The organism is Vibrio sp. 10N.222.55.B11 (genome assembly GCF_041473705.1).
In the GTDB taxonomy this organism is placed as follows: domain Bacteria; phylum Pseudomonadota; class Gammaproteobacteria; order Enterobacterales; family Vibrionaceae; genus Vibrio; species Vibrio crassostreae_C.
Map to the genome: position 1 here is coordinate 52,648 of NZ_JBFRST010000063.1, position 25,880 is coordinate 78,527.

Below are 25,880 nucleotides of genomic sequence, written 5' to 3' on the forward strand. Positions count from 1 at the left end.
TTATGTGTTCTCCAACATCTCACTGTTTGAAGCACCTGGCGGTACTAGTGGCCATACGTTTTCTTCTTCATCGATAAGAACATGAAGTAGGTAAGCGGTTTTGCTCTCTAGCATCTCTTTCAATGCTGGTTCTACTTCTTCTTTACGAGTGATGGTTTTGCCCGGGATATCGAACGCTTTCGCGAGCATCACGAAATCAGGGTTGTCATCTAAGATAGTTTCACTGTGGCGGCCATCAAAGAACAGCGATTGCCATTGGCGAACCATGCCCAAACGAGAGTTATTAAGCAGTACCATCTTCACTGGGATCTGACGACGCTTCAATGTGCCAAGCTCTTGAATGTTCATCATGAACGAGCCGTCACCAGAGATAAGTATAGATTGGTCGTCAGGACGCCCAACCGATGCACCCATTGCAGCTGGCAAGCCAAAGCCCATGGTGCCTAAACCGGCAGAGGTAATGAAGTTCTGTGGATCGCGAGGCTGAATGTGCTGAGCTGCCCACATTTGGTGTTGGCCCACATCAGTCGATACGATAGAGCTTGCTGGCATCATGTCTGACAGTTGCTTCAACAGCAGTGGAGCAAAAATCAGATCACCAGGGTGGTCGTAACGCCATTTGAATGAGCTACGAAGACCTTCAGAGTGATGAACCCAAGAGGAGATGTCTTGGCTTAGCTCTAGTTGAGGCATGATCTTGTTGATGTCACCGCGAATTGGCGCATTGGCAAGACGCAGTTTGCTGAACTCAGCGGCATCGATATCGATATGGATAACCTTAGCATGCGGCGCAAAGGTATCGAGTTTGCCAGTTACTCGGTCATCAAAACGAGCACCGACAACAATCAACAGGTCACTCTCTTGAACCACAAGGTTAGCGGCTTTAGTGCCGTGCATACCCAGCATGCCAAGGTAGTGTGGGTCGTCACGTTCGATAGTGCCCAAGCCTTTCAGTGTGCTTACTGCTGGCATTGGGTTTAGGCGTAAAAACTCACGAACCGCATCGGTTGCTTTAGCAAGTTGAACACCACCACCTACGTATAAAACAGGACGGGTCGCTTGAGACAAAAAGTACTGTGCCTGTTCAATGGCATCAGTTGTCGCAACAGGAATTGCGGGTGGAGTAAATTCAGGAAGAGCGTTAACAGGTGCTTCTGCTAGTTGAACGTCTTTAGCGATATCGACGATAACCGGGCCAGGGCGGCCAGACTTTGCTACCACAAACGCTTCAGCGAGGGTTGGAGCTAGCTCTTCAATATCAGTTACTAGGTAGCTGTGTTTAGTACATGACAGAGACATACCAATCACATCCATTTCTTGGAATGCATCGGTACCAATGTGGGAACTTGCAACCTGACCTGTGATAGCAACCAATGGGATTGAATCCATAAAGGCATCAGCAAGGCCAGTGACTAGGTTGGTTGCACCTGGTCCCGAGGTTGCCATACAAACAGCGACATCTTGTGTTGCTCTAGCCATGCCGATCGCGGCCATAGCGGCGCCTTGCTCATGGCGACATAGGATATGTTCAACCCCGCCGTCATAGAGTGCATCGTAGATTGGCATGATGGCACCACCGGGGTAACCAAATACGGTCTCAATTCCTTGTTGCTTGAGTGCGGATACGACTAGTTCTGCGCCTTTCATCGGAATTCTCCCGTATTACCTTTATTTTGGTAACTGTTTCCTTTGTCTCTGCACATCTTGTGCTCCCATTCTTCCTGTAAATCGGCAAAGCCGAAAATGCTCAAAAATATAAAAATCGAATGTTTAAATTAGAAAAAACCCCCGGACTTGTCAGTGCGGGGGTTTTTTCTAATTCGTGGTTACTTTCTTCCCACTCGCCCCCGCGCAGTCTTAATAATGACTACGATAATCAGGTTAATCAGTGCGTAAATGCGAGCGTTAAAAATCATAATATTCGAGTTTTCTCGTTTATTGTCTTCAGTAAATGTCTACATCTCTAGTGTTATCACACAAATCTGCCGCATGACAAGGGAAATGTCATTCTTTTTTCACATTAAAATACCATTCCACCAAGCTATATAACAACCTTATCGCTTTGGTGAGCAACGAATATCCAGAGCGAATACTTTTAAATCAAAGACAAAGGAAAGTTATGGGACTCGCGATAATTCATAGCCGAGCTAGTGTGGGTGTAGAGGCGCCAGAAGTGACCGTTGAGGTGCATATAAGCAACGGAATGCCTGGCTTCACGCTGGTGGGTCTACCTGAAACAACGGTCAAGGAATCTAAAGACCGAGTGAGAAGCGCGATCATCAATTCTCGCTTTGAGTTTCCATCGAAAAGAATCACGGTTAATCTCGCCCCAGCCGATTTGCCCAAAGAAGGTGGCCGTTTTGACCTGCCCATCGCGCTTGGGATTTTGGTGGCGTCAGATCAGCTTCCGACATCAAAAATAGCTCAACATGAATTTATCGGTGAGTTGGCATTGTCAGGAGAACTTCGCTCGGTAAAGGGCGTTTTGCCTGCGACGTTAGCCGCCGACAGTGTAGAGCGATGCTTAGTTGTCCCACATCATAACGGTGATCAGGCTGCGCTGGTGGGCAAGGGAGCGCATAAATCTGCACAAACCTTGTTGGAGGTTTGTGCTGACATGTGTGGACAGGCTCAGCTTGGGCTATATAGAACGGAACATCATCAGGCTGATGTTTCAGTGCTTCGCGACCTACAAGATATTATCGGCCAACAACAAGGCAAGCGAGCTCTAGAGATAGCCGCTGCTGGGAATCATAACTTATTGTTTCTTGGCCCACCCGGAACCGGAAAAACTATGCTCGCTTCTCGACTGCGTGACCTATTACCTGAAATGAGTGATGACGAAGCGATGGAAACCGCGTCGGTGGCCTCGTTAACGCAACAAGAAATCAATCAATACAACTGGAAGCAACGACCTTTTCGCTCTCCTCACCATTCCAGTTCAATGGCGGCATTAGTGGGTGGTGGTTCGGTGCCTCGCCCCGGAGAGATCTCTTTAGCGCATAACGGCTTATTGTTCTTAGATGAGATGCCGGAGTTTGAGCGCAAGGTGCTTGATTCATTACGAGAGCCACTAGAGTCGGGCGAGATCATTATCTCCCGTGCTGCGGGCAAGACTCGTTTTCCTGCGCGTTTTCAATTGGTCGGTGCACTTAACCCAAGTCCAACGGGTTATTACGAAGGTAACCAGGCGCGCGCCAACCCACAGATCATCCTGCGTTACCTCAATCGCTTATCTGGGCCCTTGCTGGATAGGTTCGATATGTCATTGGAGATACCTCTGTTGCCAAAAGGAATGTTGGCCGAAGGCGGTGATCGCGGTGAAACCACTCAAGTAGTTAAGCAAAGGGTTAGGCAGGCGCGAGAGTTAATGCTATCTCGCAACCATAAATCGAATGCACTGTTAGGTAGCCGAGAAATTGAGAAGTATTGCCCACTGCGACGCGAAGATGCAGAGTTTCTTGAGACAGCACTACATCGCTTGGGTTTATCGATTCGTGCTTATCATCGAATTATTAAGGTGGCACGAACCATTGCCGACCTTGACGGTAACGAGCAGATCGAAAAGAAACATCTATCAGAAGCGCTAGGCTATCGCGCGATGGATCGCTTGCTGAAACAACTCACGGCTCAAGCTGTCTAGCAAGCAGAAAAAGCCTGCTTAGATGCAGGCTTTCGTTGGATTGCAGTTCATACTCGCTAAGGTTAGAACTTGTAGTTCAAGCCAACTGAAACTATATATTGAGACTCGTCGTAGAAGGTAATGTTCGAGTCGCTGGTGCCGTAGCCTGCCAGTGAAATAAACGACCAGTTTTCCCAATCCATGAATTGATCATACTCATAGGCGGCGAATAGGTTGATATTGTCGTCGCTGCGTTTCTTGTCGTAGATCGGGTTGCTCGCATCGTAAGAGCGTTGGTTGTAACCCGCTGTTAGTGCGTACTTGTGACGCCCCATGCCACCAAACAAGCTTACCTCACCACCGAATTGGTCGTAAGATTCAGCTTTACCATCAGCATCACGTGTTTGATAGATGACGGATGGAATAAGCATCATGGTACGACTAAGTGGCAGGCGATATTGACCTTTCAAGTAGAGAGTATTGGCATCTCGTTTGAGCTCTTGATCTTGAATATCATCCTTGTCGACATCTTTGGTCGCATAGGCCATGTCTAGCGAGAAAGCTGAGCCCGCAATGTTGCTTAGCTTCAAACGAAACGCATTGCCAGTTTCATCGGTCTTGGTGCGAGCTGATGTGGTGTTGTATGGATCAGCCCAAGTTTCACCAGACATAATGGTTGGCAGCAGTGAAGCGTCGATCACCATGCCTGACTCAAGTTGGTATTTGTAACCGACTTCGAGAACTACAGTACCTGTTGCTACATCATCTCGCGCGGTACCTGTGTATACCTGATGGTTTAGCTTTTCACCAAAGGTATAAGCAACACTACCTAAAGGAGCAACCAGAAAAGAGCTTTCCGAAGAAGCCTTCTGATCTGTGGATGAAAGATTGCTATCAGCATCGGTATTAAAGTTCGAGGTGGAAGAGGTAACCCCGGTATTGAGAGAGATTTCACCACTGAAACCTTGTTGGTCTGCAAGCTTGGCAAAAGCGGGAGAAGCCGCAACGCTCAATGCCAAGAGAGTTATTTTTATTTTCATTCAAGGGCTCCTTGCCCACCGGTTCTTAGGACGGGTTATTAATAGCAGTAAAGCTTTAAACTTCCAGGTTAATTATTTATCAATAATGATTTTTGAACTAGCAAAAAAAAAGGAAGCCGAAGCTTCCTTTCATCAATGGCTTACTTCTTTAATAAGAAGTTCACGAGCTCGAAGTACTCATCAAGAGAGTTGATACCTTGAGCTTCTACTAGGTAGCGGTTGTTAACCACAACAGCGGGTACACCTGAAAGGCCGCTGTCTTTGAATGCTTTGTCGAAGCGACGAACCATAGAATCTACAGCAAAGCCGTTATACGCAGCATCGAATTTCTTCGCATCAACGCCTTCGTCTAGGAAGATTTGACGCAGTTCTTCTTCATCACGTGGTGGCTTGTTCATTGTGTGGATGCGGTTAAACATCACTGGCACCATTTTATCTTCAACTTTCAGTGCAATCATTGTCGCGTAAGCTTTGCTCATTGGCAGACCCATGTTGCCACCCATGAATGAAACATGGTTCTTCTGTAGCTTAGCGTCTTTAGGTAGCTGTTGTTTTAGCTGCTGGATGATTGGCTCAAAGCTATTACAGTGTGGGCAGTAAAAAGAGAAGAACTCTGTCACCATTGGTTTTTTTGATGCTTCTAGGTCGAGAACTTTGTAGTGTTCACCTTCGTTAAATTTCGCAGCGTGAGCGGTAAGGCTCAACATGATCAATGAGAAAAATGCGAATAGCTTTTTCATTTATCCAATCTCCATTATGTTTGAATTTTTATCTAGTTGTATGTTGCGATTGCTGTTACCACTGAGGCATTAACGAAAGTGGTGGCTCTTGCAGGGTAGCAATTTGCTCTTTACAAGCAAGTACTTGTTGCTCCCAATATTTCGGATCATTAAACCACGGGAAGGCCAGAGGAAACGCAGGATCGTGCCATCGTTTCGCCAACCATGCCATGTAATGCACCATACGTAGACCGCGTAGTGGTTCGATTAGTTTCAGTTGTGCGGTATTAAAATCGCAAAACTCTTGGTAACTCTCTAGCAAAATATCCAGTTGCATCAGCTTATCTTGGCGCTCGCCATTGAGCAGCATCCACAGATCTTGTATCGCAGGGCCGTTACGTGCGTCATCAAGATCGACGAACATTGGCCCATCGCGCCACAAAATATTGCCAGGGTGGCAGTCACCGTGCAGGCGGATATTCTCAATGTTGCTCGGCCACTGGCTCTCTAGCTCTTTGATCAGAAGGTCAACGTCATTGAAGAAGGCATTTTCTAGGTGCGTCGGGATAAACTGAGAGTTCTCTAGAATCTTACGTGGCTGATAAAGGTATTCATCTAAGCTGATGGTCGGGCGATGCTGGAATGTTCTTCCCGCGCTGGCTTTATGAATACGACCAAGAAAGCGTCCTACGCCTTCCAATTGATCTAGATTGTCAACTTCATACTGTCTGCCGCCAACACTTTCAAATAGTGCAAATAGGTAGCCTTGGTATTCATGTAAGGTTGCACCGTTGATTCGCATTGGAGGCGCAACCGGCATCTCTTGTTCGATAAGCTCGAGTGCGAAGTCATGCTCTTCTTGGATCTGTGCCTTGTTCCAGCGTTGTGGACGGTAAAACTTAACGACGTAGCGCTTACGGTCTTCATCGGTGAACTGATAGACACGGTTTTCGTAACTGTTGAGAGCGAGAAGCCCGGATTCAGCGCGAACTCCGATGCTCTCCAGTGCGTACCACATGAAGTCAGGAGTCAGGTTATCAAAGTTAAAGGCTTGCATCGTCATAGAATAAAAAAGGCTCATTACTGAGCGTTTCCCAAGTTGTTTAGTATGGGTGGTAATGGTTCATAGCCATTAAATACAATCACTTAACAATCCGTCTTATGTGGTAATAGGTCGCTTTGGGTCGTGAGTGTGGTCATTTTGTGGATCTCTTAACCTGCTTAGTGGGTTAAGTTTTACCGCGTCAATTAGGTGGTCTGGTGCTAAATGAGCATAAGCCATTGTTTGGGTAATACTAGCATGGCCTAGGATTTCTTTTAGCGTAAGAATGTTACCGCCGTTCATAATAAAGTGACTCGCGAAAGTGTGCCGTAATACGTGAACCTTTTGCCCTTTCGGTAAATTGAACTCTAATGAATCCATAATCTCATATAGCTCTTTTTGCGGGTCATATGAAAACAAGTTTCCACTTACATTGGTTTGCAACTTTTTATATAACTCTTCACTAATAGGAACAGTTCGAGGCTTGCCTGTTTTTGTGTTGGTGAATCTAATCCTATAGGGGCTTAGGTTCATTGGCTTTAGAGTTACGGTTTCTCTCCACCGTGAACCAGTAGACAAACAAATGTCTACTATCTTGGATAGTTCAGGGTGCGATTGTACCGCTGATAACAACGCATCTATTTGGTAGGTTGTTAAATAAGTCATTTCAGACCGATTAGGGGCGGGTTGTTTGAGGTCTTTTAACGGGTGAGGTGCGTTGAAGTCACCCGTTTCAATCAGTACAGTAAAAACATTACTTAGACACGATGTTAATCGGCGGACTGTATTTGCGCTTTGCCCTTTAGACATTCTATTCAGTTGCCAATTGCTAACCATCGCATTATTGATTTTATTGACGGGTGGATTACCAAGCTCACGACATACCAGGTCTAACTTTTTTCTATAGTTGCTTGCCGTTCGTTTAAGTTGGCCTGACTTAATCCACCATATTTCGACTAACTCAGAGAGTAGCCGTTTGTCGTCGGGTAGACCTAACCACTCTTTATTGTGATGTGTCGAAAGTATGTGTTTCTCATAGGCTAAAGCCTCTGACTTTTTATCAAACTTACGTCTAAAACGCTTGCCGCTTCTTCCGGATGGCCTTAAATCAACAAGCCATTTTTCGCCGTCTTTCTTAACGCTCATATGATCTTCTTCATAACAGGGGCAACCGCTTTACCTATTATTTTGAAATTTCGCCCATTCTGATGGTTGATACTAAAAGCAGGGTATCTCAGGTTGTCAGAGATTACTTTGTAGAGGCCGTTTTCTATATCCCACTGTAAACGCTTCACGTAAACAGCTTCATCTATGCGAATCACATAAACGCCAGTTGCTACAGGATGTTGTTGCTCTCGAATATCAACAAGTAACCTGTCTTTGTGGCTTAACGTTGGCTCCATTGAATCACCATCGACAAAAATAATAGAGCTATAGCAAGGCTTAAGGCCGTATTCGTGAAGTAGCTCAACGGGTAAGCTGAAAACCCCTATTTGATACTCTGATTCAATCAAGGCTCCTGCCCCTGCTGCTGCGTGTACATCATAAACAGGCAGCTTCGCCCAATCTTCAAAATCATCGAGTGGCCTTAAGCCATGCGCATTGCTCGGTGGTATCGTCCAGTCTTTTTTTAATAGTTTTTCACGCTCAAGAGGGTTTGTGACTAACTTCTCAATTATTTGCTTTTGTATGTCGGGATGAAAATTTGAAATATGGTACTCAACAGCACGTGCGTGACCAATGGCTTTTCTTTTTAACCATTTGTTTCTTCTTGCTTTTTGTCCTATCCCCGTAATTGAGTTTGGCATCCCTTCTAGCTCAATTAACAAATCACTCATTATCCACTCTTTCATAATTACCCTTAAGAACCTTTGAAAACCACAATAAATATGTTTAAATCCAATAGAACCTTAACGAACCACTTGGTTGGTTCTTTAACTAACTATTGGAGTGTTTAAGTCATGGTAGGTCATAAACAAACAGAAATGAATGAAGTTAACGGTTTTTATGGGTCTTTTGTGACGCCTGAAAAGTATGCAGACCTAACAGGGTTGTCTTTGAATGCTGTCCGAATGCAGGTTAAGCGCGGTCAGCTTCCACTTTTGAAGCGTGAAAGCTCAAGTGATGCACGTCGAGTGTTAATCAATATGCGAGCTATTGACCAGTTAGCAGAAGAACAGGCGTCTAAATATCAAGACTGGCGTTCAGCGATTTAAGGGGGGCAATGATGAAAACATCAAAAGAGTTTCGTAATTTTACGGCGGGTATAAAAACCGCAATGAGCACATTTTCTATTACGGGTATAAAAGTCGATATATCGCTTCTAGAGTCGGAGTTGGGCAGTAAGCGTGCCGGCAATGTTTTTAGGCTAGTTGGGAGCAACTTAAGATGGGCTAATTGCGGCACTAGAGAGACTATGCTAACGCACGTAATGCAGACCAGAAAGTTAAGAGCTGCGTTAAGACGACAGCGTTATCGCAACCTTGATAAAAAGACTGACGCGACTCGTATTCACCACACTGAATGTGATTCTTAGGGAGGGGTTATGCCAACTGAGCAAGGACTTAAAACCCTAAACGACATTAAGGCTAAGTGGTTTCCGAATGGATACAACTCACACTCTAAAGGCGGGAAAGATTACCGTTTTAGCCGAAAAGGTCAGGCTGAGTTTAAAAAAGCCGCACGACTTCAAGCCATTAAGCACAAAGAGACTTTAGCGTGAATCACTTATACGAGCCGCAAGCTGAGCGAGAGATTACTAATATTCTTAGTCCGCATGATGTGGGCTATGTGACAGCCTTAGCGCAAGACGTTGCGACAACTGAAAAAAACATAGCCGCTATCGAGAGCGGTTTTTTTAGTGCTCAAAATTCTGATTGGATGGAAAGTGAGCAAAGTAAGTTACATGCAATGGAGCAAGTCCACTTTCATAACACCAAGGAATCAGCGGAAATTTGGCAATTAGTTCAGGATAAAAAACTTACGTTAATCACTCCTGAATATTTCACCAATTCTCGGCGCGGAGCGCACGGCGGAGCCGTGGAGACACTAGGCTTGTCAAAGGGCGGCAAAGTCCGACACGAAAAAAGACGCCATTTAGACCGCTTTATCACCCGCTCACGCCGTCTAAAACCGCGCTCAAAAACACAAAGTGTTCATGTGGAGTCACAGCACTACGGAACTGAACAAAACGCGCCACAAGTCGGATGGGTGCGAGATAAAGACCGCAATCGCCTTGATTACATCCCTAAAGGACAGAGTCGCGCCTATTTGCTCAAAAGAGAGTGGGCTCAACAAGTGAAATTGCAAGTCACTTACCACCCAAGCCCAAGCGATGCGCCGCAATCACCAACAGGTGAGCGTTTCACTGAAAAATTAAGTTCAAACGCAGTTAAGAAAATCTTTGAGGCGGGTGCATATGTAGCTACTTGTCATGGCGGTTTTACTACGTTCCTGACCTTAACTTTTACCGAAGAACAGCGAAAGCATTTGTTCGGCGGTGAAGCGTTGACCGATGAGGGTTTAGCGTATTGCCCTATTCAAACCACCATAGGCAAAGAGGTATCTCGTTTTCTTGATGGTCTTAAAAAAATGTATCAGCGCGGTTTTGAATATCAACCGTCTGAGGTTGGTGAACTTTCTCTAACCAATAAGGTGGTTGTTCAGGGGAACCAAGGGCGACCACTTAAAGCTATCTGGAAAACGAAAGACGAAAACAAGCAGGTTCGAACACATACCCAAGAATTACACGGCGCAACGAAAAAGCCTTTCGACTTTCATTATGTTTGGGTTGCTGAATGTCCTGCGAATGAAAACGGTGAGCCAAATCCACACGTTCATATTCTATTGAATTACCACGTGCCTAAAGAGCATTTTCAAGGGTGGGCGAAACGTGTTGAGCGCCTTTGGGGGCATGGTATGGCTAATCTTCAACGTATTCAGCACAAAGAAGCGGCGGCGGGTTATCTCATCAAAGCAATTGGTTATGCCGCTAAAGGTGGTAATGCTGACCAAGGGTTGATTAAAGGTAATCGCTATAACATTGCTCGTTGCAGTCGTGCCCCTGAGTGGGAGGCGTTGGCAAGCTTTGACGTTTCCAATATGACGGGAATTATCAAAGAGTGTGGGTATCGTTTAGAGCAATGGAAAGCTCCAACTAAGCGCGAAATTGCTCGCAAGAAAGCCAAAAAAGAAGAAACCAAAAAAGCCATTGCTATCAATAAAAAAGCTAAAAAGGTCGGGGCAGTCGTCAAGCTAAATAGACTCATAAAGCAGATAGATGGCGAAATTCGAGCACAAAAGGAACGTTTAAGCAGTCGCGGCGTGTTTGCCAGTTCAGATAATCAATTTTCAATTAGCTTTGAGGGCGAGGATTGCGAACAAAAAGCTAATCAATTCTTAGAGTGGGCGGCAGGGGCTAGAGGTTGGAGTATGACGACAGAGGATGCGTATCTAGATGATATACGCCTTGAAGCAAAAGACCGTTACCAACAAGAGTTTAAGCGTTGGCAAGTCAATCAGGCTAACTGGTTAAGTCTGCTCAATCAGGACTTGCCGCCAATACCACCTTATGAAATTCAACAAGAGCTACTCGGTCAGGCCATGAACGAAGTAGAGCAATACTATCGACAACAGGTAATCCAATGACGGAAAAAACAATACAAAGCGAAACCACTCGTTTACTGAATGAAATGGATTCGGAGTCGCAAGCGTATAAGCCCCCGATAGGCTTCGGTTTCATTAAGCCTTGGCTAATGAAAACCATTTGGCTTTTTAAAGCCTTTAACCAACGTCTAAACGCATTAGAAAAGGAAAATAGCTAATGGAAAATGAAAACGAAATCTTAGGGTATGTAGTGTGCTCGACTTGCTTAACACCAAAGGCAATCAAGCAAGGTAAAGGGAAACGTTCGGCTTATGTTCATGGTCGTTGTGAGTGTGGTCCTGATACTCGTACAGGTAAGGCAATGCAAGCGGAAATGAATGCCTTTAAATCACTTGAAGAAGTGCAATCAGATATCGAAAAGCTAAAAGCTCCAAAGCTAGAGGCTAAACCGATTGTCAATCAAGGGGAATTTAAACCCAATCCAGAGCCAACACCGAAACCCAATACAGATACGGAATCAAAGCCAATCGGAACGGCGGCGTGTGTGGGTATCGGTGCTCTTATGGGGTTGGTGTTTGGTGGTCTAGTTAAAACAATCAAAGTGGTGGCGTAAATGGAAAGCGAATTAGAAGTAAATGAAATTGAAGTGAATGAAGATGTGCACACAACGGAAGATGAAGCGGCATTGCTTCAACAGTTGGGTGATGAGCAAGATTTTGACCCTAGTACCGCTGATATTAAACAAGCGGATAATGCGCAAGCTCTAGCGCAAGGCTCAGCGTCTGTAATGGCAATTCTTGGAGTGTCTGAGCAATTGCTAAAACAGTTTGGACATAAAGACTTTGCTATTGACCCATCACAGGCCGAAAGCGTGGCAAGTACGGCAGCACCTTTGTTTGTGAAATATGGCGGTGAAATGCCCCCATGGTTAGCAGCCTACAAAGAAGAGTTTGCATTTCTGGTCGCGGCGGGTTCATTAGGCTTTACGTCATTCCAACAAATCAAAATGCTTAAGGCATCCGATGCGGCGAAAGAAATTACTCAACCGGAAGAGGTAACAGATTCCGCGGAGGAAGCACAATAAATGCAGCCAATTAACCCAAATAACGCCCTTAAAAATGGTCATGTGTTTGCGGTTGGTATGAGTGGCAGCGGGAAAACCTCCGCTGCCAAAAAGCTCTTTATCAAAGATACTGACCAAGTAGCCATGTTTGACCCAATGGGCGATTACAGTGGAAAGCTTGCAGGGCGTGTGGTGCGCGGTTATTCCAACATTAAAGAGTTTGCCGCCGCACTGATTGCAGGTCGTAAGACAAAACAAGGCTTTAAGATTGCCTATCAACCGACTCACGAAACCACAACCAAAGACTTTGATAAGTTTTGCCAAGTGGTTTGGGCTATGGGGAATGGTAAGCACAAAAAACCGCTTAAAATCATCTGTGAAGAGGTCGCGGAGCATAGCGAAAATGCAGGTAAAGCAACGGGCTATCATGGCAAAATATTGCGCTTAGGTCGTAAGTTTAACCTGCATACTATTAACCTGTTTCAACGTGGTCAGGAAGTTTCAAAGACCATTATCGATAACTGTCAGCACGCCTGTGTGATGATGCAAAAGACCAAGGCTAGTGCTGTGTATTTGGAAAAAATGACCGGAATCCCTGCAAGTGATATCGAAAAACTTGATCCACTTGAGTACCTATTACAAGACGGTAAAGCGTTCAAGAAAGGGGTGATTAAGTGGTAAATTGTGACACAAAGCCCATTTATTCCGAATCGATTCCCAATAACTATTAGGAATCGATTCCCAATAGCCTGTTTAAGTAAAAGCCGCCTAATGTTGGGCGGTTTTTTTTATAGGTAAAGAAATGGCAGGTTTTACACCGAAGAAACTCGCGGTTATTGCTCTTGTAGCATCCGTTGTGGCGGCTGGCGTGGTTTGGGCTTCAAACAACGTTGACGCTGTTGAAGATACCATCGGTTAAGGGAGTAATTATCAATGTCTGCTCCAACTAAACTCAATTCCTTCACGGGTGCGGATTACGGCGAGAAAGCAACGCTGACTATTCCGATTGGTCCTACTTATGAAGAAATCTTTCTTGAGACCAACCTTGCTGCTGCACAATTGCGCCGTATCACGCTGACACTTAATGCAGATGAAATCATTGTTTTAGATGGTGAGTTCATCAAGAAGTTAGAAGCGTACAAAGGTCTGACTCAGGTAGATGGTTTCTTCACAATCCCACTGTCTGATATCACAGCAAAAACGAAAAACGGCGTTCGTTACACAGGTCTGGTAACGGAAATGGGCGATAACATTACGCTAGAAGTGGAAATTGCTTCCACCTCTCAAGCGAATGCACCCAAGGTTCAATTGCAAGCATGGGCGACCGTTTCAGCGCGTCAACCTGCACGTGTGGTTGTGCCAAAAATCAAAAAGCAAACCATGCAAGCAAGCTCTACAGAAAATGAGTTTCTTGATCTTGTTTCGGGCCCGCTTCAACTGGTTCGCCGCATGCACTTTTTAAGTGATGAAATTCATACGCTGCAAATCTACCGTGACTTTGTGAAGGTCTTTGACTCTTCACGAGCTTTGGAAGATATGCGAGCAAAACGCAATCGCCGTTTTTGGCAAGCGGGCTGCTTTCATTTCGACCCAATCATGCGCGGTTTTTACATTGATGAACTGTTTCCAACAGCACATAGCTCGGAGCTTAAGTTCACAGTGAAAACCAATCAGCCAGTCGGCTCTATTCCAATTATTGTTGAGTCAGTGGAAGTTGTTCGCCCTGATTTAGTGTAGGGGGGTGACTTTTGGCTTTTTGGGATGATTTAACCGAATTTGGGTCTGGGCTTTTGGATGATGTAGGTGAAGGTATGGGTAACTTGATTGATACCGCTACCAAAGACGACTCATCGAAAAACGCAGGTACGACTCAGCAACCCCAACAGCCTGTAAAAGATAATCATGGCAACGCGGTGACAGGCTCACCGCTGCCCCAAACGACTGACAAAACATTGTTGTATGTCGGTGGCGGTTTGGGTGTCGCGTTATTGCTTACGGTGTTGGTTATTGCAGTGAAAAAGTAAGGGGGAAGTATGCCATTGATTGTGCTTCTTCCTCTGGTTGCGGGCGGAGTTGGATTTGGGGCGGGCTTTTGGTCTGGTTCAGGTGCAACGAAATTATTAAAAGTCGCGGCGGTAAGTGGCGGCTGTTATGTGGCTTATCGAGTCATTAAGGGGGGCAAATGATACCGGGTATCGGCGGCGGTTTAAGCGCGGGCGGTTCTATGCCTATCAGTGCCGGAGGTGGTTCGGCTGGCCCTAGTGAGGCAACAGGGACTAACTCGATTGGTGGCATTCGTAATGGTGCTATCAATTTTGGTGGGAGTGCGGGGCAAAGCCTTGCTCAAAACCTGCCGTTTGTCTTGTTGGCTCTTGGTATTGCGTGGGTGGCGTTTAAAAAATGAATTTCATGTTAATTAAACCTACTCGCGCTGACATTAAGGCACAGTTTGCCCTGATTAAATCCGCATTTAACGGGGTGCATTGTGCCAAGGCTGAATATCAATTTTGTTGTGAAGCAGTCAGTAATAAACAGGCGAGCTTTTACCACTTAAAAGGTGCGGGTGTCTCTGTTCGTTTTGTTGGTTTGGTTACCAGTGATAACGAGTATTTAATTTTGGCTATGACAGGCAAGGGGTTAGTGAAAGCGGCTCCTTGCATTATTGAGGCGGTGAAGTCTCAAGGTTATCGCTCAATTAAATATCACACGGTGCGCCGTGGGATGGAACGCATCCTTAAAGCTTTTGGTTTCGTTGTTGCAGATAAGACAGAGCATGAATCGGTTTTATCACTCACATGGGAGGGGTGCTAATGGGTGGCGGTGGCAGTAGTTCAAGTAAGAACGTTACAAACACAACCAATACTAGCGGCACCAGTGCCATTAGTGGGGATAACCTCGGTGTTGTTATTTCTGGTGTTAACGGCAATGTCGGCAATATTTCAGTGACTGACCATGGTTCGGTTAAGGCAGCAACAGAAATCGCAAAAAGTGCGATGAACAGCAATAGTGCTGCTATGAAAGAAGCGGCTCGATTGGGTTCTGATGCGCTTAAAGCCAACGAAAAGGCGATTGATGAATCATTAGGTTTTGGGCGTGATGCTCTCAAGTCAAACGAGAGCGTGAGCAAAGAAGCCCTTAAATCAAATGAAAGTGTTAGCAAAGAAGCAATTAAGGCTAATCACGAATCGCTTAAATCTGCTTTGAGTTCTGGTCAAGAGTCTCTATCAAAGGCTCTCGATTTTAGTCGTGACTCAATGAAAGAAAACAGCGTTGTGAGTCAAAAGGCAATGGACAATATGCGACAGAACAGCGCAGATACAACGTCCGCAATTAAAGCCATGGCTGCACAATCGGGAGAGAACGCCCGCGCTGCTCTGGTTATGGCAGAAAATACCGCATCACGCAGTCAAACAGGCAGTGCTGGCGAAATGTCAAAAGTTGCGATTGCAGTTGCAGTGGCAGCAGGTGTGGGAATGGTCGCAACGGCCTTTAAGGGGGCTAAATGAAACAGCTAACCTTACAGGCTAATGAAGTTAAACGTTTTGGTGTGGGTTCTGATAAGTGGCTGATTGTCCGTGAATCTCAAGAGTACCTCTATGTTCGCAGTGATAACGGCGAGCAAATTCGTGTTGATGCGGGAGATACGTTAGATATTGAAAGCTTTAAAGAGCTTGAAATTTCTAACCCTCATGCAGCGTCAATTCGAGTGGTGTACCAACTCACTAAACGTGATCTAAAAACTACCCCACCTGCACAGGTGAAGTTTGCTCAATCGTTGGCAGTCAGTGAGATTCGTTCAATCGTGACCACTCGACAAGAAACGGCGCAACGCTTTATCAGTCGTGACCATTTGCTTATTAACCCCAATGAAAAGAAACGTTTGTTCAATGCCTCAGTTACACGACTAGAGGCGATTATCCAAAACATTAGCGATACGGAAGTAGAAGCGATGATTGGTGATAGCAATGTTTCTGCCGTGGTCGGGCTTCCGGTTATGGGGGACAGACAAGCCCCTGCAGGAATTACGATTACGGGTGGTGGTGAGCTTTGGGCGCACAACAACTCTAATCAACCTTTAAAACTGGCAATGATGGAGGTTCACCGATGAGCCACATCATGCCCCGTCGAGTGGTCGTGAAATGCGACCCACTCACGGAACACCTAAAAAACCTACAGCCTGAGCAAGTAGACGCATTGGAAATGATGCAAGGCGTTTACAGCAATCAGGTGGCATTAAGTGCGGCGGTGGTATCTATACAGCGTCACGCTTTCGATTCAGATAATGACGTTCACGAACTGGCAGATAGTGTGGCAGCAAATACGCTCCCTCGCTTACAGGACGTAGCGGAAGAAATGGAGAAAGAGCTCAATGAGTGATTTTACGGCAATCGGGCAACTGGTGACTGAAGCCCGAAACCTACTAGATAGCATCAAGGGCGGTGCTATTCGAAAAATGGAAACGGCGTTTGATGCGTTTATGGTGAATGTAAATAGCCAGTGGGCGGCGAAGAAAAGCCAAGTCGATAATGAAGCGCTGGCGGCGATTGGGCGGGTTGATACGGAAACAGTTCGTGCTGAGTTGGGCTTTACGGCGTTGAATTACAACGGTGATTTTATTGATACCAAGACATTGCCAGCGAATGCTCGTGGTGATGCAAACACTTACCCAATTGGGGCGGGTATTCGCAACGACCGTAACGAGTGCTTTAAGGTTGAGATGATACCTGTTGTTAACGGTGCCGATCCTGCGATGCGACATCCAGAAGCAAAAACGCTGTTGGATTATATGGGGATAGGGCGGGATACAATTCATTTTTCAAAAGCATTTAACATCATGAAACTGACCGTTCTTGATACTGCTTTTATGGATATTGCTGGTGTCGATTTTGTTGTCCCTGACCCTCATATTAAAAACGCCCCCGCAAGTACGTTCATGGCTTATACGAAGATTGAAGGTGATGCGGTATTAAGTTTTCTCGGTGGGGATACGGGCGGTACATGGAAGCAAATCAACATGCAGACCAGTTCGGATAATGTTGGTTCTTACTTCCATGTGGATATTAACTTCTCTGCTGCCAGTGTTGGTGATGTGGTTTATTTAGCATTACCTACCTTGTGTGCTGGTCACTTTCCCAAATCGAAAAAGCACGGTTTGTTATATAGCACAAAAACTGAGCTTGTCCGAAAAATTAACGGATTACACGAATAAGGATTTAATGAAATGGAAATGACAATTGTAACTCGTCGTGGTTTGGTTGGTGAAAAATGGCTGGACATTATTAACAAGCGAGGTGGGCTATTAGTTGATGCTGACCATCTTGTGAGCTCAGCAATGGATATGGAGTTAGATGCAACCCCATTTCGCCAGTATCGCCAAGCTCTACGCGATATCCCTCAAACGTTCACTAATCCGGAAGATGTGGTATGGCCTCAAAAACCATCATTGCCGCAAGCGTCTGTTTAGCCATTGGAGGGCTATTACTTATGAAAAAAGAAACCATTTCTAAATGGGCACTGTCTGCGCGTAGTGAAGCGCGAATGGGTGGGGTTCACCGCGATTTAAAAGCCGTGGTTCACCGCGCTATTCAGCTTTCACCGTTTGATTTTGGTATCACCTCTGGCAAACGTACAGCGGAAGAACAAAACGTTCTATTCAAAAAAGGGGCAAGCCAACTGGACGGTTATTCTCGCAAGAGTCGACACCAAACAGGCCATGCCATCGATTTTGTTGTTTATGACGAAAACGGAAAAGTGACTTGGGGCTTTAGTTATTACGAGCAAGTAAGTTGGGCGTTTAAACAGGCCGCGCGTGAATTGGGTGTGCCTATCAAGTGGGGCGGTGATTGGAAGTCTTTTAAAGATGGTCCACACATCGAACTGGATAAGGCTGTTTACCGATGATGAACAAAGGTGACGCGAAACGAATCGCCGTCACCGTTGTTGGTGCGGTGGTAGCGGCTTACACAATCAAATTCTTAAAGAAGCAAGGTTGGCTATGATTGGATTAATTACCTCCCTTTTCACTGAGGGAGTCGGGTACTTTAAGCAAAAGCAGGAAGCAAAGCACAAGGCGCAAGAGCGTGACGACAAGCTAGAGCAAGCTAAGTTAGATGCTCAAATCAAACGACTGCAATCCGGTGATGAATCAGCGGCGAAATTGGATGAACTGAGCATTAAGCAGAGAGGCTGGAAAGATGAATATCTATTGATTCTGACCACCTTACCGCTAGGGCTATCGTTTATCCCTGATTGGGCGCATATCGTTGATGCGGGTTTTGCTGCATTGGATGGTGTACCAGAATATTACTGGTATGCGCTAGGGATGATTTACGTTGATACGTTCGGTTTTCGTCGAATGGTGCGGGTTGCCTTTGAACACTGGCTGCAAAAACGTTTAGGGGGTGTAAATGGTTGAACTATTGCAGTATCTCACGTCAATGGGCTTACCTCCCTCAATGTTAATCATCGTTGCTATATTCTGGCGACATAACAACCGACTTATCCGATTGGAAACTAAAGTCTTTTAGTTTTATAAAGCCCACTAACCTATGTGGGCTTTATTGTTTTTGTTTGATACTATTTTGTGCGCATATGCAAATAGGGATAATGAATAAATGAAAAATAAAGGCTTAATCGTTGGTTTAATAGCGTCTGTATCACTAATCGGTTGTGGTGGCGGGGGCGGTGGAAGCTCTACCCCTAGTAGTGTTAGTTCATTTTCGGGCAGTGGGATTTATGTCAATACAGCGGACTTAGCTGTGATGGTAGTCGACTCTTCGCGTTCTGCTAATAATTTGGTGGTGGGTGACTTTGCGAATAATGGTGTTTACTTTACTGATAGTGCAACCACGACAGAAAAGCAGATGAAAACTAAGGGCGTAACGTACGCTGATGCATCAAGTTTCCTTAAAAGTAGTAGTCAGGAAATGACTGCTAATTTTACGGGTAATTCTGTGTCACTGACTGCGGTTTTTAATGGAAGCAATCTAGCGTACTCAATGGATAAAACGTCTGATTCTTTGCAACTATCTGAGATTGTAGGTACTCATACAAACCTTAGCGATGGTAGTACATGGACAATCAATGCTGATGGCTCTTTTACTGTAAATGGTATTTGTACAATCACAGGAACCCTTGTACGCAACGGCGCGTATTTCAACGTCAACAATGCAAACGCTGTGTCATGTGCTCAAGCTTCAATGAATGGTACGTATAGCGGTGTGTTTCTTACCGTTAAGCATGGCGGTATAGATTATGTGGCTGGCTTGTTAGGAAATGATACTTCGTTGCTTTGGGGGAGTGCTCCAAAGAGTTAAAAAGAAAGCCCACTATTGCTAGTGGGTTTTTTGTTGTGGTCATTTTGTGGCTTTGTTGTTTTTATTTTATCTTAAAAACAATAACTTAAGATTTATTAAAAGGCTCATTACTGAGCCTTTTTCCATTTATTGGGTTGTTATACCAAGCACTACGGTGCGGGTATCAGAGCTTCTTGATAAAGCGGCTTTCGACTTCCATCGTAAACTCTTCATTATCCGAGAGTATAAACTGAATTGTCGAAACTGGTGAGCTCAGTTTTTCTGGGTCGGCGCCCAAACTGATAGGTAGGTTCAAAACCTCGCCTGGATCGACAGTAATCGTCTGTTTACCATACCAGATAGAATCGGGCAGTCCGCTAACATCGAGTTTGTACTCTTGCTCTTGTTGAGTCTTGTTGATCACTTTCAAGGTGTAGGTGTTTTCAACCAACCCTTGGTTATTGACTCTAAACAGTTGGTTTCGGTCACGCAGAACACTTAGGCCGGCAGGATCAACGCTCGCGATTTGGGCGAAGAACAAGCCCAGCATCACGATCAAGATAGCGCCATAGCCCAACAGCTTGGGACGCATTACCTTGGTCGAGTGACCTTCAAGTCTGTGCTCGGTGGTGTAATTGATCAGGCCTTTCTCATAGCCCATACGCTCCATCGTGTTGTCACAGGCATCAATACACGCGCCGCAGTTAATACACTCGTATTGCAGGCCGTCACGGATATCGATACCCGTAGGGCACACTTGTACACACAGATTACAGTCAATACAGTCGCCTAGACCAAGCTCTTTTGGATCGGCTTTACGAGAGCGAGGGCCACGGCTTTCACCACGTTCTGTGTTGTAACCAACGATGAAGGTGTCTTTATCGAACATTGCCGACTGGAAACGCGCGTAAGGACACATGTGCAGACAAACAATTGAACGCATCCAACCCGCATTGGCATAAGTACATCCAGCAAAGAACAGTACCCAAAACACCGGCCAGAAAGACGAGTTAAAGGTAAAGAAGCCAACCACCAGCTCTTTGATTGGGATGAAATAACCGACAAAGGTTAAGCCCGTCGCAATCGCAATCGCCCACCACGCGATGTGTTTGATGGTTTTTCTGAGAATTAAATTGCTCGTCAGTTTGCCCGAGTCTTGTTTTCTTCGCTTATTGGCAGCACCTTCCAGTTTCTCTTCGAACCAGATGTACATGAAGGTCCAGACGGTTTGCGGGCATAAATAACCACACCAGACTCGCCCTAAGAAGGTGGTTATGAAGAATAAGCCAAACGCAGCAATCATAAATAGGATGGCGAGTAGGGTCAGATCTTGTGGGTACAACGTGGTGCCAAAGAAGTTGAACTGCTGGCTACCGATATCGAGCAAGATCGCTTGTCGTTCACCAAATGGAATCCATGGGATAAGCGCAAAAAGTAAAAGTAAGAACCAACCGCCGTAACGACGAAGTTGTTGGAATTTACCTTTGCTTTCTCGAACATAGATTCGGTTACTTGGGTTAAATCGATCTCCATTACCTTTATGTGTTTTTGGGTTAAAGGTTTTAGGAGTCACATCTTTGATGTCGATTTTATCCTGACTCATGGACTATCCTTTTTGTGGCTTGTTTGCCCGGTTAAGTCGGGCATGACGACATTACTTGAAAGTATGGTTTAGAGAACCCGTTGAAATTGAGCTTGGTGCATTTGTTGTTATCGCACTCACTCTTATTATTTTAGAAGATTCTTATGGATGGCGATTATAGCGACAATCTTGTTCTCATTTCTTTAACGCTATCAACCTTTAACAACAAAAGTCATAACAGTTGTGACGAAAAAATAGCGAACAGAAACAAAAAAGCGACCGAGTGGTCGCTTTTCGAAATTGATTGTTTTATTTATACGGCAATTGAGTTCTAACCAAATAGGCGATTAAAGAAGGCCACGCGCTTTTAGAATTGCCGTTTTGAAATCATCTTCTTGGTCTTTTTTAAGACCTGGGATCATTTCATCTTTTTCGCTGTTACGCATTTTTAGATGGTAGATAAGAACATCGTCAGTCAGTTCTTCAAGCTTGCCTTGGTAGCCTGCTTCGTTTGAAAGCTTAATGATGAACTCTAATAGGTTAAGCTCTTGATCTTTCTGCCACTCAGGCTCCATCAGTTCAAGCAGTTCCTCAATGCGGTGACACTTCATACTTTACTTCTCCACAAATTTTATAATGATTTGTGGTTAAGGTATCAAATCGGGTAGGGAATACCAATGTGTAAAGACATTTCAAGATGGGACCGGGCAAGAAAAAAGCGCAGTAAAAACTGCGCTTTTCGTTAAGCGGCTTTAATTACTTTTGTTGCAGTCGGTGCTAATAAAGCAGTCTTCTGAACGAGAGTCATTGTAGGAGCCAATTTCTTAGCCGTTGGAGCAGCAACAAAGCCACTACGACGACGCATCGCACTACGGTTGGTGTGCGAGAACCTGACAGCTGTTGGGCGCATTAATTTACCTAACGGTCAGGCATATCCATTGCCAATCTAATGGCCTGACTTATCATGAGCTTCGCTTCAATTACTTGAATAGTCACTCGTCTGGCTTTCGCCAATCCGAAAAATAAATCAGGATAATGATATGCATGCATATCAAGGCTTAGATTATCACTATCTAAGTTATCGATCGACGCCTGAGTGATAATTAAACGATATTAGAGCTAAAATAGTGTGAGCAGTATATTTGAGTTTGAACCTCTTTCAGGCTTAAGATGATGCTTTAAAGGAGGTGCATATGTCGTTCTTAAAGAAAACGTTAGCAAGTTTTGGAATTGGATCTGCCAAGGTGGATTCTGTATTGCAACAGGAAGTGCTTTATCCAGGCAAGAAGGCGAGCATTATTGTGCATGTCTATGGTGGCGCTCAGCCACAAGAGATCGACAACATCGATCTCAACTTGTGCTGTCGTTACGTCAAAGAAGTTACCATGAACTCGCAAAGGCAAGAGGGCGGTCAAACACGTCGAATGCACCAGACATACTCGTTGGCCAAATGGAGCCTGCCGTATGCCTTTGTTATTCAGCCGGGTGAAACCCGTGATTTTGAATGTGAATTTGATGTCCCGCTGAACACTCCGGTCACGATTGGTGACTCAAAAGTATGGCTTGAAACCGGGCTTGATATTGCGATGGCGATTGATCCATCGGATAAAGACATCTTAACGGTTCGTCCTGATGCACTCCTCGATGGTATTTTTAATGAACTTGAAGCTCAAGGGCTGCGCATTCGCCAAGTTGAGTGCGAAGCAGTAGAGGGCTTTGAACTGCCATTTGTTCAAGAGTTTGAGTTTGTCCCTACCACTGGTCCATATCATGGCCGCTGGCGTGAACTGGAAGTGGTTGCTCATCGTGATGAAACCGAGCTTAAGTTGTGGTTTGAGATAGACCGTAATCGCGATGGTGCAAAAGGTATGTTGGCGAGCTTGTTAGGCATTGGCCAACTGCAGCGTCAATTGAGTGTGCCATTGGATACGTCACCACAAGATGCGGGCAAGATGGTACTTGAGTATCTAGACAACGCATCTTAGTTAGCTCTTTGGTTCTGTAGCTTTAGAGACCTTAGCTTCATCACACCGTTTAGGCGTTATTAATGTCATAAAAGATGTCATAAAAATTTAAGCTTACACGTGTAAGCTTAATGTGCAATACTAGGCAAATCGAACATTTACTCTAGTAGGATAATCATGTCTGCATCATCGGCGAGCGAATACAGTGACATCGAAGAACGCGCCAATGCGATAACCCATGGCTTGGGTGTTGTGCTTGGCGTGGTTGGTTTAATCCTGCTGCTGATTCGTGCGTTTGACCATCAAGCCGACATACTGACTATTGCGAGTATGGCGGTATATGGCAGCAGTATTATCCTACTCTTTCTCGCTTCCACGCTTTATCACTCGATCACCACAGAAAAGACCAAGCGATTACTGAAAACTCTCGATCACTGTGCGATCTACTTATTGATCGCGGGCAGTTACACGCCATTTTTATTGGTGAGTTTAAGAACACCATTGGCGATGGGTTTGATGGCAGTGATTTGGGGTATCGCGCTAGTCGGAATCATTATGAAGATTGCCTTCGTCTACCGATTTAAGCGTTTGTCATTGGTGACTTACTTGGCGATGGGTTGGTTATCGCTGATTGTGGTTTATCAACTGGCGATGAATATCGAGATGGGTGGTTTGGTGCTACTAGCACTCGGTGGCGTGATTTACTCGTTGGGTGTGATTTTCTATGTGGCAAAACGCATCCCTTACAATCATGCTATCTGGCATTTGTTTGTGTTGGCGGGCTGCGCTTGCCATTTCTTCGCTATTTATTTGTACGTGACTCCGGTTTAGCGAGCCAGTACCTCAGTAATCTCAGCTTTAATCTGATATTCAGGGTGTTGTTCTAGGTCGAGCTTGATGAGCTTGCCTTCTTCACCCGTCTTTGGTCGCAAATATGTGTCGGCCATTCGTTTGATTGATTTCCACACTGCAACTTTTTCTTCTGCCAACAACTCGCCTTCTACAGTAAATACGCTGATGTTAAGTGATACCAAAATGACAGCTTGAGTGCCTTGGTTAGTGATGGCTGTCGGAATGATAAGCTCACCATCTTCATAGCGACTTGCACCCAGTACAACATCCACTCCTGACTGAGACAGCTGTAAGCTTGGCTTTTTACTATTAACCACAATCGTAGTGCCACGCGTGTTCGTTGCGACAGGTACGGCTACGACAGGCACTGCAGTCTCTGATGTTGTCGTTGCTGCTTCCGTTTGCTTTGGTGCCACGTATTGCCAAGTAAAATCATCTTTGAGTAACACTTGCTTGCCATCAGGCAAGGTGACCATTTGATCAGCAAAGGCAGAACTTACGAATACTGAGTTTGCGAGCAATGCGCTAGCGAGAAGTACGTATGATTTCATCTCTGTTTCCTTGATTTTGTGCTTGGTTAACGTCGCCAAAAGGCTGGGAAAAATAGAACAATGAGCGTCAATATCTCGAGTCGCCCCATCAGCATTCCTAAGCTTAGCAACCATTTAGCGGCGTCGGGCAGTGGAGCAAAGTTCCCGGTTGGACCGATAACGCTGCCCATACCAGGACCAACGTTGGCAACGGCTGTGATAGCGCCAGATATACTGGTCACGGGATCAAGCCCCATCGCACTCAAGCCACCTGCAATTAAGATAATCGTAATAAAGAACATCAAACCAAATGCGACTAGTGAACGCACAATATCGTCATTCACCGGTCGCTGATTGTAGCGTTGAACAAACACGCCCGACGGGTGAATCAGTTTCATCATCTGCTTATGAAGCATGGTCATCGCGATCTGGAAGCGGAAGATCTTGATACCACCAGAGGTTGAACCTGAGCACGCGCCCGCCATCATTAAAAACGCAAACAAGGTAGTCGGTAGTGCACCCCACGCGGTGAAGTCTTCTAAGCCAAAACCGGTTGTGGTGACGACTGACACTATGTTGAACATCGAAACACGCATTGCATCCATGATGGTGTAGTCATCCCTAACCACCAGCCATGTCGATATTACGGCACTGGTGACCAAGAATAGATACGTGAAGCCTCTCACTTGAGCGTCTTTGTAGAGGATTGAGAGTTTTCTACCACGCAGTGCGCTAACAAACAGTAAGAACGGCAGACCGCCAAGGAACATGAACAGGGTTCCCACCCAGTGAGCACTGTTAGAGAAGTGGTTCATTGAGCCATCTGATGTTGAGTAACCACCCGTCGACAGTGTTGTGAAGGCGTGATTGATCGCATCAAAGATGCCCATGCCTGCAAACAGATAGCTAATGATGCACAAGCCAGTCAGAACCAGATAAACCGCCACGATGTTCTTCGCGACCGTTTTTGCTCGTGGGCTGCTTTTATCTGACCAATCTGATGATTCGGTTTGGAACAGGCGCATACCACCGACGTTGAGCATTGGTAGAACCGCTACCGCCATAACGATGAAGCCGATGCCGCCTAACCATTGCAGTATAGAGCGCCACAACAGAATGCTTGGTGCCATGCTGTCTAAGCCGCTCAATACAGTTGAGCCAGTCGTGGTGATACCAGACATGGTTTCAAAATAGGCGTCGGTGAAGCTGATGTGGTTGATGAAGACAAACGGCAGTGCAGCAAAGGCACTGGCAATCGTCCATACCAGAGAGGTGATCAGGAACATGTCCCGTACCCCAAGTCGGAACTTAGCTGAACGGCCTAAACTCAAGCAGATGAACGCCACTATGTGCGTGATCACTACCGACTGACCAAACTCGAGGAAGCCACCGGTGCCTGTAAAAAAGGCAACCAATGTAGGGATGTACATGAAAAGGGCGAGTTTTGATAACACTAACCCTATCACTAATAATATCGGACGAAAGTTGACCATAGCTTAATAGACCATCGCTTTGTGCCGAAGCGTCGTTCTCACAAGAAGAAGGTTGCGAGAAGATACTTACGAG

At 45.4% G+C, this 25,880-nt stretch carries 35 protein-coding genes; 24 read left to right on the forward strand and 11 right to left on the reverse strand.

Annotated features, from left to right (window positions below; genetic code table 11):
* Nucleotides 1-1,647, reverse strand: a complete 1,647-nt coding sequence (ilvG, locus tag AB4503_RS21675) for an acetolactate synthase 2 catalytic subunit (RefSeq protein WP_102321080.1) — start codon at nt 1,645-1,647, stop codon at nt 1-3.
* Nucleotides 1,648-2,119: 472 nt separating this feature from the next.
* Here ilvG and AB4503_RS21680 point away from each other — a divergent pair, with 472 nt between their 5' ends.
* Nucleotides 2,120-3,643 (forward strand): YifB family Mg chelatase-like AAA ATPase, encoded by a 1,524-nt coding sequence (locus tag AB4503_RS21680; protein ID WP_017058783.1) that lies wholly within the window; start codon nt 2,120-2,122, stop codon nt 3,641-3,643.
* A 62-nt stretch (nt 3,644-3,705) separates the two neighbouring features.
* On the opposite strand, the gene AB4503_RS21685 is transcribed toward AB4503_RS21680, so the two are convergent.
* The 5 genes from AB4503_RS21685 to AB4503_RS21705 all read right to left on the reverse strand — a co-directional run bounded on the left by AB4503_RS21685 (nt 3,706) and on the right by AB4503_RS21705 (nt 8,276).
* Complete coding sequence (locus AB4503_RS21685) at nt 3,706-4,662, reverse strand: DUF2860 domain-containing protein (protein ID WP_017066751.1); 957 nt, start codon at nt 4,660-4,662, stop codon at nt 3,706-3,708.
* 140 nt (nt 4,663-4,802) lie between these two features.
* Entirely contained in the window at nt 4,803-5,402 is a 600-nt protein-coding gene (locus AB4503_RS21690; protein WP_017063015.1) for a thiol:disulfide interchange protein DsbA/DsbL, read from the reverse strand.
* Nucleotides 5,403-5,457: 55 nt separating this feature from the next.
* Nucleotides 5,458-6,444, reverse strand: a complete 987-nt coding sequence (locus tag AB4503_RS21695; protein WP_017058781.1) for a serine/threonine protein kinase — start codon at nt 6,442-6,444, stop codon at nt 5,458-5,460.
* Nucleotides 6,445-6,540: 96 nt separating this feature from the next.
* Entirely contained in the window at nt 6,541-7,569 is a 1,029-nt protein-coding gene (locus AB4503_RS21700) for a tyrosine-type recombinase/integrase (RefSeq protein ID WP_008221331.1), read from the reverse strand.
* Nucleotides 7,566-8,276 carry a phage repressor protein gene (locus AB4503_RS21705; RefSeq protein WP_029405664.1) on the reverse strand — a complete coding sequence of 237 codons (711 nt, stop codon included), beginning with the start codon at nt 8,274-8,276 and terminating at the stop codon, nt 7,566-7,568. The genes AB4503_RS21700 and AB4503_RS21705 overlap by 4 nt, the downstream gene beginning before the upstream one ends.
* Nucleotides 8,277-8,384: 108 nt before the next feature.
* On the opposite strand from AB4503_RS21705, the gene AB4503_RS21710 reads away from it, so the two are divergent.
* From AB4503_RS21710 to AB4503_RS21810, 21 genes are all read left to right on the forward strand, one after another.
* On the forward strand, nt 8,385-8,639 hold the full coding sequence (locus AB4503_RS21710; protein ID WP_372115706.1) for a hypothetical protein: 255 nt from the start codon (nt 8,385-8,387) through the stop codon (nt 8,637-8,639).
* Nucleotides 8,640-8,647: 8 nt separating this feature from the next.
* The gene (locus AB4503_RS21715; RefSeq protein ID WP_372115707.1) at nt 8,648-8,959 is read left to right on the forward strand and encodes a hypothetical protein; all 312 of its coding nucleotides are present in this window, start codon (nt 8,648-8,650) and stop codon (nt 8,957-8,959) included.
* Between the two features lie 9 nt (nt 8,960-8,968).
* Nucleotides 8,969-9,145 carry a hypothetical protein gene (locus tag AB4503_RS21720; RefSeq protein WP_372115708.1) on the forward strand — a complete coding sequence of 59 codons (177 nt, stop codon included), beginning with the start codon at nt 8,969-8,971 and terminating at the stop codon, nt 9,143-9,145.
* Entirely contained in the window at nt 9,142-11,070 is a 1,929-nt protein-coding gene (locus AB4503_RS21725; RefSeq protein ID WP_372115709.1) for a hypothetical protein, read from the forward strand. The genes AB4503_RS21720 and AB4503_RS21725 overlap by 4 nt, the downstream gene beginning before the upstream one ends.
* Nucleotides 11,067-11,246, forward strand: coding sequence for a hypothetical protein (locus tag AB4503_RS21730; protein ID WP_372115710.1), 180 nt, complete (start codon nt 11,067-11,069; stop codon nt 11,244-11,246). Before AB4503_RS21725 ends, AB4503_RS21730 begins: the two co-directional genes overlap by 4 nt.
* Nucleotides 11,246-11,641, forward strand: a complete 396-nt coding sequence (locus AB4503_RS21735; RefSeq protein WP_372115711.1) for a hypothetical protein — start codon at nt 11,246-11,248, stop codon at nt 11,639-11,641. Before AB4503_RS21730 ends, AB4503_RS21735 begins: the two co-directional genes overlap by 1 nt.
* Nucleotides 11,642-12,112 (forward strand): hypothetical protein, encoded by a 471-nt coding sequence (locus tag AB4503_RS21740; protein ID WP_372115712.1) that lies wholly within the window; start codon nt 11,642-11,644, stop codon nt 12,110-12,112. It begins immediately after the preceding gene.
* A complete protein-coding gene (locus AB4503_RS21745; RefSeq protein ID WP_008221310.1) occupies nt 12,113-12,772 on the forward strand; it encodes an ATP-binding protein in 660 nt (219 codons plus the stop codon).
* 252 nt (nt 12,773-13,024) lie between these two features.
* Nucleotides 13,025-13,828 carry a major capsid protein P2 gene (locus tag AB4503_RS21750; protein ID WP_008221307.1) on the forward strand — a complete coding sequence of 268 codons (804 nt, stop codon included), beginning with the start codon at nt 13,025-13,027 and terminating at the stop codon, nt 13,826-13,828.
* Nucleotides 13,829-13,839: 11 nt separating this feature from the next.
* A complete protein-coding gene (locus AB4503_RS21755) occupies nt 13,840-14,115 on the forward strand; it encodes a hypothetical protein (protein ID WP_102983416.1) in 276 nt (91 codons plus the stop codon).
* A gap of 9 nt (nt 14,116-14,124) precedes the next feature.
* Nucleotides 14,125-14,277, forward strand: coding sequence for a hypothetical protein (locus AB4503_RS21760; RefSeq protein ID WP_008221303.1), 153 nt, complete (start codon nt 14,125-14,127; stop codon nt 14,275-14,277).
* On the forward strand, nt 14,274-14,495 hold the full coding sequence (locus AB4503_RS21765) for a hypothetical protein (RefSeq protein WP_008221301.1): 222 nt from the start codon (nt 14,274-14,276) through the stop codon (nt 14,493-14,495). Before AB4503_RS21760 ends, AB4503_RS21765 begins: the two co-directional genes overlap by 4 nt.
* A gap of 5 nt (nt 14,496-14,500) precedes the next feature.
* The gene (locus AB4503_RS21770) at nt 14,501-14,902 is read left to right on the forward strand and encodes a hypothetical protein (protein WP_008221299.1); all 402 of its coding nucleotides are present in this window, start codon (nt 14,501-14,503) and stop codon (nt 14,900-14,902) included.
* Nucleotides 14,902-15,597 (forward strand): hypothetical protein, encoded by a 696-nt coding sequence (locus tag AB4503_RS21775; RefSeq protein WP_008221297.1) that lies wholly within the window; start codon nt 14,902-14,904, stop codon nt 15,595-15,597. The genes AB4503_RS21770 and AB4503_RS21775 overlap by 1 nt, the downstream gene beginning before the upstream one ends.
* Nucleotides 15,594-16,199 carry a hypothetical protein gene (locus AB4503_RS21780; protein ID WP_372115713.1) on the forward strand — a complete coding sequence of 202 codons (606 nt, stop codon included), beginning with the start codon at nt 15,594-15,596 and terminating at the stop codon, nt 16,197-16,199. Before AB4503_RS21775 ends, AB4503_RS21780 begins: the two co-directional genes overlap by 4 nt.
* Complete coding sequence (locus AB4503_RS21785; RefSeq protein ID WP_372115714.1) at nt 16,196-16,468, forward strand: hypothetical protein; 273 nt, start codon at nt 16,196-16,198, stop codon at nt 16,466-16,468. The genes AB4503_RS21780 and AB4503_RS21785 overlap by 4 nt, the downstream gene beginning before the upstream one ends.
* The gene (locus tag AB4503_RS21790; protein ID WP_372115715.1) at nt 16,461-17,300 is read left to right on the forward strand and encodes a phage tail protein; all 840 of its coding nucleotides are present in this window, start codon (nt 16,461-16,463) and stop codon (nt 17,298-17,300) included. Before AB4503_RS21785 ends, AB4503_RS21790 begins: the two co-directional genes overlap by 8 nt.
* A 12-nt stretch (nt 17,301-17,312) precedes the next feature.
* A complete protein-coding gene (locus tag AB4503_RS21795) occupies nt 17,313-17,555 on the forward strand; it encodes a phage tail assembly chaperone (protein WP_372115716.1) in 243 nt (80 codons plus the stop codon).
* Nucleotides 17,556-17,575: 20 nt separating this feature from the next.
* Complete coding sequence (locus tag AB4503_RS21800) at nt 17,576-17,992, forward strand: M15 family metallopeptidase (protein WP_372115717.1); 417 nt, start codon at nt 17,576-17,578, stop codon at nt 17,990-17,992.
* A 94-nt stretch (nt 17,993-18,086) separates the two neighbouring features.
* Nucleotides 18,087-18,506 (forward strand): hypothetical protein, encoded by a 420-nt coding sequence (locus AB4503_RS21805; RefSeq protein WP_008221284.1) that lies wholly within the window; start codon nt 18,087-18,089, stop codon nt 18,504-18,506.
* A gap of 199 nt (nt 18,507-18,705) precedes the next feature.
* Nucleotides 18,706-19,407 carry a hypothetical protein gene (locus AB4503_RS21810; RefSeq protein WP_372115718.1) on the forward strand — a complete coding sequence of 234 codons (702 nt, stop codon included), beginning with the start codon at nt 18,706-18,708 and terminating at the stop codon, nt 19,405-19,407.
* A gap of 163 nt (nt 19,408-19,570) precedes the next feature.
* On the opposite strand, the gene ccoG is transcribed toward AB4503_RS21810, so the two are convergent.
* The 3 genes from ccoG to AB4503_RS21825 form a co-directional block, all read right to left on the reverse strand.
* On the reverse strand, nt 19,571-20,989 hold the full coding sequence (gene ccoG, locus AB4503_RS21815; protein WP_017066750.1) for a cytochrome c oxidase accessory protein CcoG: 1,419 nt from the start codon (nt 20,987-20,989) through the stop codon (nt 19,571-19,573).
* A 326-nt stretch (nt 20,990-21,315) separates the two neighbouring features.
* Nucleotides 21,316-21,579 (reverse strand): YihD family protein, encoded by a 264-nt coding sequence (locus AB4503_RS21820; protein ID WP_004735759.1) that lies wholly within the window; start codon nt 21,577-21,579, stop codon nt 21,316-21,318.
* 131 nt (nt 21,580-21,710) lie between these two features.
* Nucleotides 21,711-21,878, reverse strand: coding sequence for a hypothetical protein (locus tag AB4503_RS21825; RefSeq protein ID WP_004735761.1), 168 nt, complete (start codon nt 21,876-21,878; stop codon nt 21,711-21,713).
* 283 nt (nt 21,879-22,161) lie between these two features.
* Between AB4503_RS21825 and AB4503_RS21830 the strand changes: the two genes are divergently transcribed.
* Both AB4503_RS21830 and AB4503_RS21835 read left to right on the forward strand, forming a co-directional pair.
* The gene (locus tag AB4503_RS21830; RefSeq protein WP_371725271.1) at nt 22,162-22,953 is read left to right on the forward strand and encodes a sporulation protein; all 792 of its coding nucleotides are present in this window, start codon (nt 22,162-22,164) and stop codon (nt 22,951-22,953) included.
* Nucleotides 22,954-23,109: 156 nt separating this feature from the next.
* Nucleotides 23,110-23,763, forward strand: coding sequence for a hemolysin III family protein (locus AB4503_RS21835; RefSeq protein ID WP_017063010.1), 654 nt, complete (start codon nt 23,110-23,112; stop codon nt 23,761-23,763).
* Here AB4503_RS21835 and AB4503_RS21840 read toward each other — a convergent pair.
* Complete coding sequence (locus tag AB4503_RS21840) at nt 23,760-24,335, reverse strand: DUF3157 family protein (protein ID WP_372115719.1); 576 nt, start codon at nt 24,333-24,335, stop codon at nt 23,760-23,762. The genes AB4503_RS21835 and AB4503_RS21840 overlap by 4 nt on opposite strands.
* A gap of 26 nt (nt 24,336-24,361) precedes the next feature.
* On the reverse strand, nt 24,362-25,807 hold the full coding sequence (locus tag AB4503_RS21845) for a TrkH family potassium uptake protein (protein WP_065676893.1): 1,446 nt from the start codon (nt 25,805-25,807) through the stop codon (nt 24,362-24,364).
* Between the last annotated feature and the right edge of the window lie 73 nt (nt 25,808-25,880).

Bases quoted from the DNA above. Each gene is read 5' to 3' on its own strand.
- ilvG (WP_102321080.1), bottom strand. From the start codon at position 1,647: ATGAAAGGCGCAGAACTAGTCGTATCCGCACTCAAGCAACAAGGAATT.
- AB4503_RS21680 (WP_017058783.1), top strand. From the start codon at position 2,120: ATGGGACTCGCGATAATTCATAGCCGAGCTAGTGTGGGTGTAGAGGCG.
- AB4503_RS21685 (WP_017066751.1), bottom strand. From the start codon at position 4,662: ATGAAAATAAAAATAACTCTCTTGGCATTGAGCGTTGCGGCTTCTCCC.
- AB4503_RS21690 (WP_017063015.1), bottom strand. From the start codon at position 5,402: ATGAAAAAGCTATTCGCATTTTTCTCATTGATCATGTTGAGCCTTACC.
- AB4503_RS21695 (WP_017058781.1), bottom strand. From the start codon at position 6,444: ATGACGATGCAAGCCTTTAACTTTGATAACCTGACTCCTGACTTCATG.
- AB4503_RS21700 (WP_008221331.1), bottom strand. From the start codon at position 7,569: ATGAGCGTTAAGAAAGACGGCGAAAAATGGCTTGTTGATTTAAGGCCA.
- AB4503_RS21705 (WP_029405664.1), bottom strand. From the start codon at position 8,276: ATGAAAGAGTGGATAATGAGTGATTTGTTAATTGAGCTAGAAGGGATG.
- AB4503_RS21710 (WP_372115706.1), top strand. From the start codon at position 8,385: ATGGTAGGTCATAAACAAACAGAAATGAATGAAGTTAACGGTTTTTAT.
- AB4503_RS21715 (WP_372115707.1), top strand. From the start codon at position 8,648: ATGATGAAAACATCAAAAGAGTTTCGTAATTTTACGGCGGGTATAAAA.
- AB4503_RS21720 (WP_372115708.1), top strand. From the start codon at position 8,969: ATGCCAACTGAGCAAGGACTTAAAACCCTAAACGACATTAAGGCTAAG.
- AB4503_RS21730 (WP_372115710.1), top strand. From the start codon at position 11,067: ATGACGGAAAAAACAATACAAAGCGAAACCACTCGTTTACTGAATGAA.
- AB4503_RS21735 (WP_372115711.1), top strand. From the start codon at position 11,246: ATGGAAAATGAAAACGAAATCTTAGGGTATGTAGTGTGCTCGACTTGC.
- AB4503_RS21740 (WP_372115712.1), top strand. From the start codon at position 11,642: ATGGAAAGCGAATTAGAAGTAAATGAAATTGAAGTGAATGAAGATGTG.
- AB4503_RS21745 (WP_008221310.1), top strand. From the start codon at position 12,113: ATGCAGCCAATTAACCCAAATAACGCCCTTAAAAATGGTCATGTGTTT.
- AB4503_RS21750 (WP_008221307.1), top strand. From the start codon at position 13,025: ATGTCTGCTCCAACTAAACTCAATTCCTTCACGGGTGCGGATTACGGC.
- AB4503_RS21760 (WP_008221303.1), top strand. From the start codon at position 14,125: ATGCCATTGATTGTGCTTCTTCCTCTGGTTGCGGGCGGAGTTGGATTT.
- AB4503_RS21765 (WP_008221301.1), top strand. From the start codon at position 14,274: ATGATACCGGGTATCGGCGGCGGTTTAAGCGCGGGCGGTTCTATGCCT.
- AB4503_RS21770 (WP_008221299.1), top strand. From the start codon at position 14,501: ATGTTAATTAAACCTACTCGCGCTGACATTAAGGCACAGTTTGCCCTG.
- AB4503_RS21775 (WP_008221297.1), top strand. From the start codon at position 14,902: ATGGGTGGCGGTGGCAGTAGTTCAAGTAAGAACGTTACAAACACAACC.
- AB4503_RS21780 (WP_372115713.1), top strand. From the start codon at position 15,594: ATGAAACAGCTAACCTTACAGGCTAATGAAGTTAAACGTTTTGGTGTG.
- AB4503_RS21785 (WP_372115714.1), top strand. From the start codon at position 16,196: ATGAGCCACATCATGCCCCGTCGAGTGGTCGTGAAATGCGACCCACTC.
- AB4503_RS21790 (WP_372115715.1), top strand. From the start codon at position 16,461: ATGAGTGATTTTACGGCAATCGGGCAACTGGTGACTGAAGCCCGAAAC.
- AB4503_RS21795 (WP_372115716.1), top strand. From the start codon at position 17,313: ATGGAAATGACAATTGTAACTCGTCGTGGTTTGGTTGGTGAAAAATGG.
- AB4503_RS21800 (WP_372115717.1), top strand. From the start codon at position 17,576: ATGAAAAAAGAAACCATTTCTAAATGGGCACTGTCTGCGCGTAGTGAA.
- AB4503_RS21805 (WP_008221284.1), top strand. From the start codon at position 18,087: ATGATTGGATTAATTACCTCCCTTTTCACTGAGGGAGTCGGGTACTTT.
- AB4503_RS21810 (WP_372115718.1), top strand. From the start codon at position 18,706: ATGAAAAATAAAGGCTTAATCGTTGGTTTAATAGCGTCTGTATCACTA.
- ccoG (WP_017066750.1), bottom strand. From the start codon at position 20,989: ATGAGTCAGGATAAAATCGACATCAAAGATGTGACTCCTAAAACCTTT.
- AB4503_RS21820 (WP_004735759.1), bottom strand. From the start codon at position 21,579: ATGAAGTGTCACCGCATTGAGGAACTGCTTGAACTGATGGAGCCTGAG.
- AB4503_RS21825 (WP_004735761.1), bottom strand. From the start codon at position 21,878: ATGCGCCCAACAGCTGTCAGGTTCTCGCACACCAACCGTAGTGCGATG.
- AB4503_RS21830 (WP_371725271.1), top strand. From the start codon at position 22,162: ATGTCGTTCTTAAAGAAAACGTTAGCAAGTTTTGGAATTGGATCTGCC.
- AB4503_RS21835 (WP_017063010.1), top strand. From the start codon at position 23,110: ATGTCTGCATCATCGGCGAGCGAATACAGTGACATCGAAGAACGCGCC.
- AB4503_RS21840 (WP_372115719.1), bottom strand. From the start codon at position 24,335: ATGAAATCATACGTACTTCTCGCTAGCGCATTGCTCGCAAACTCAGTA.
- AB4503_RS21845 (WP_065676893.1), bottom strand. From the start codon at position 25,807: ATGGTCAACTTTCGTCCGATATTATTAGTGATAGGGTTAGTGTTATCA.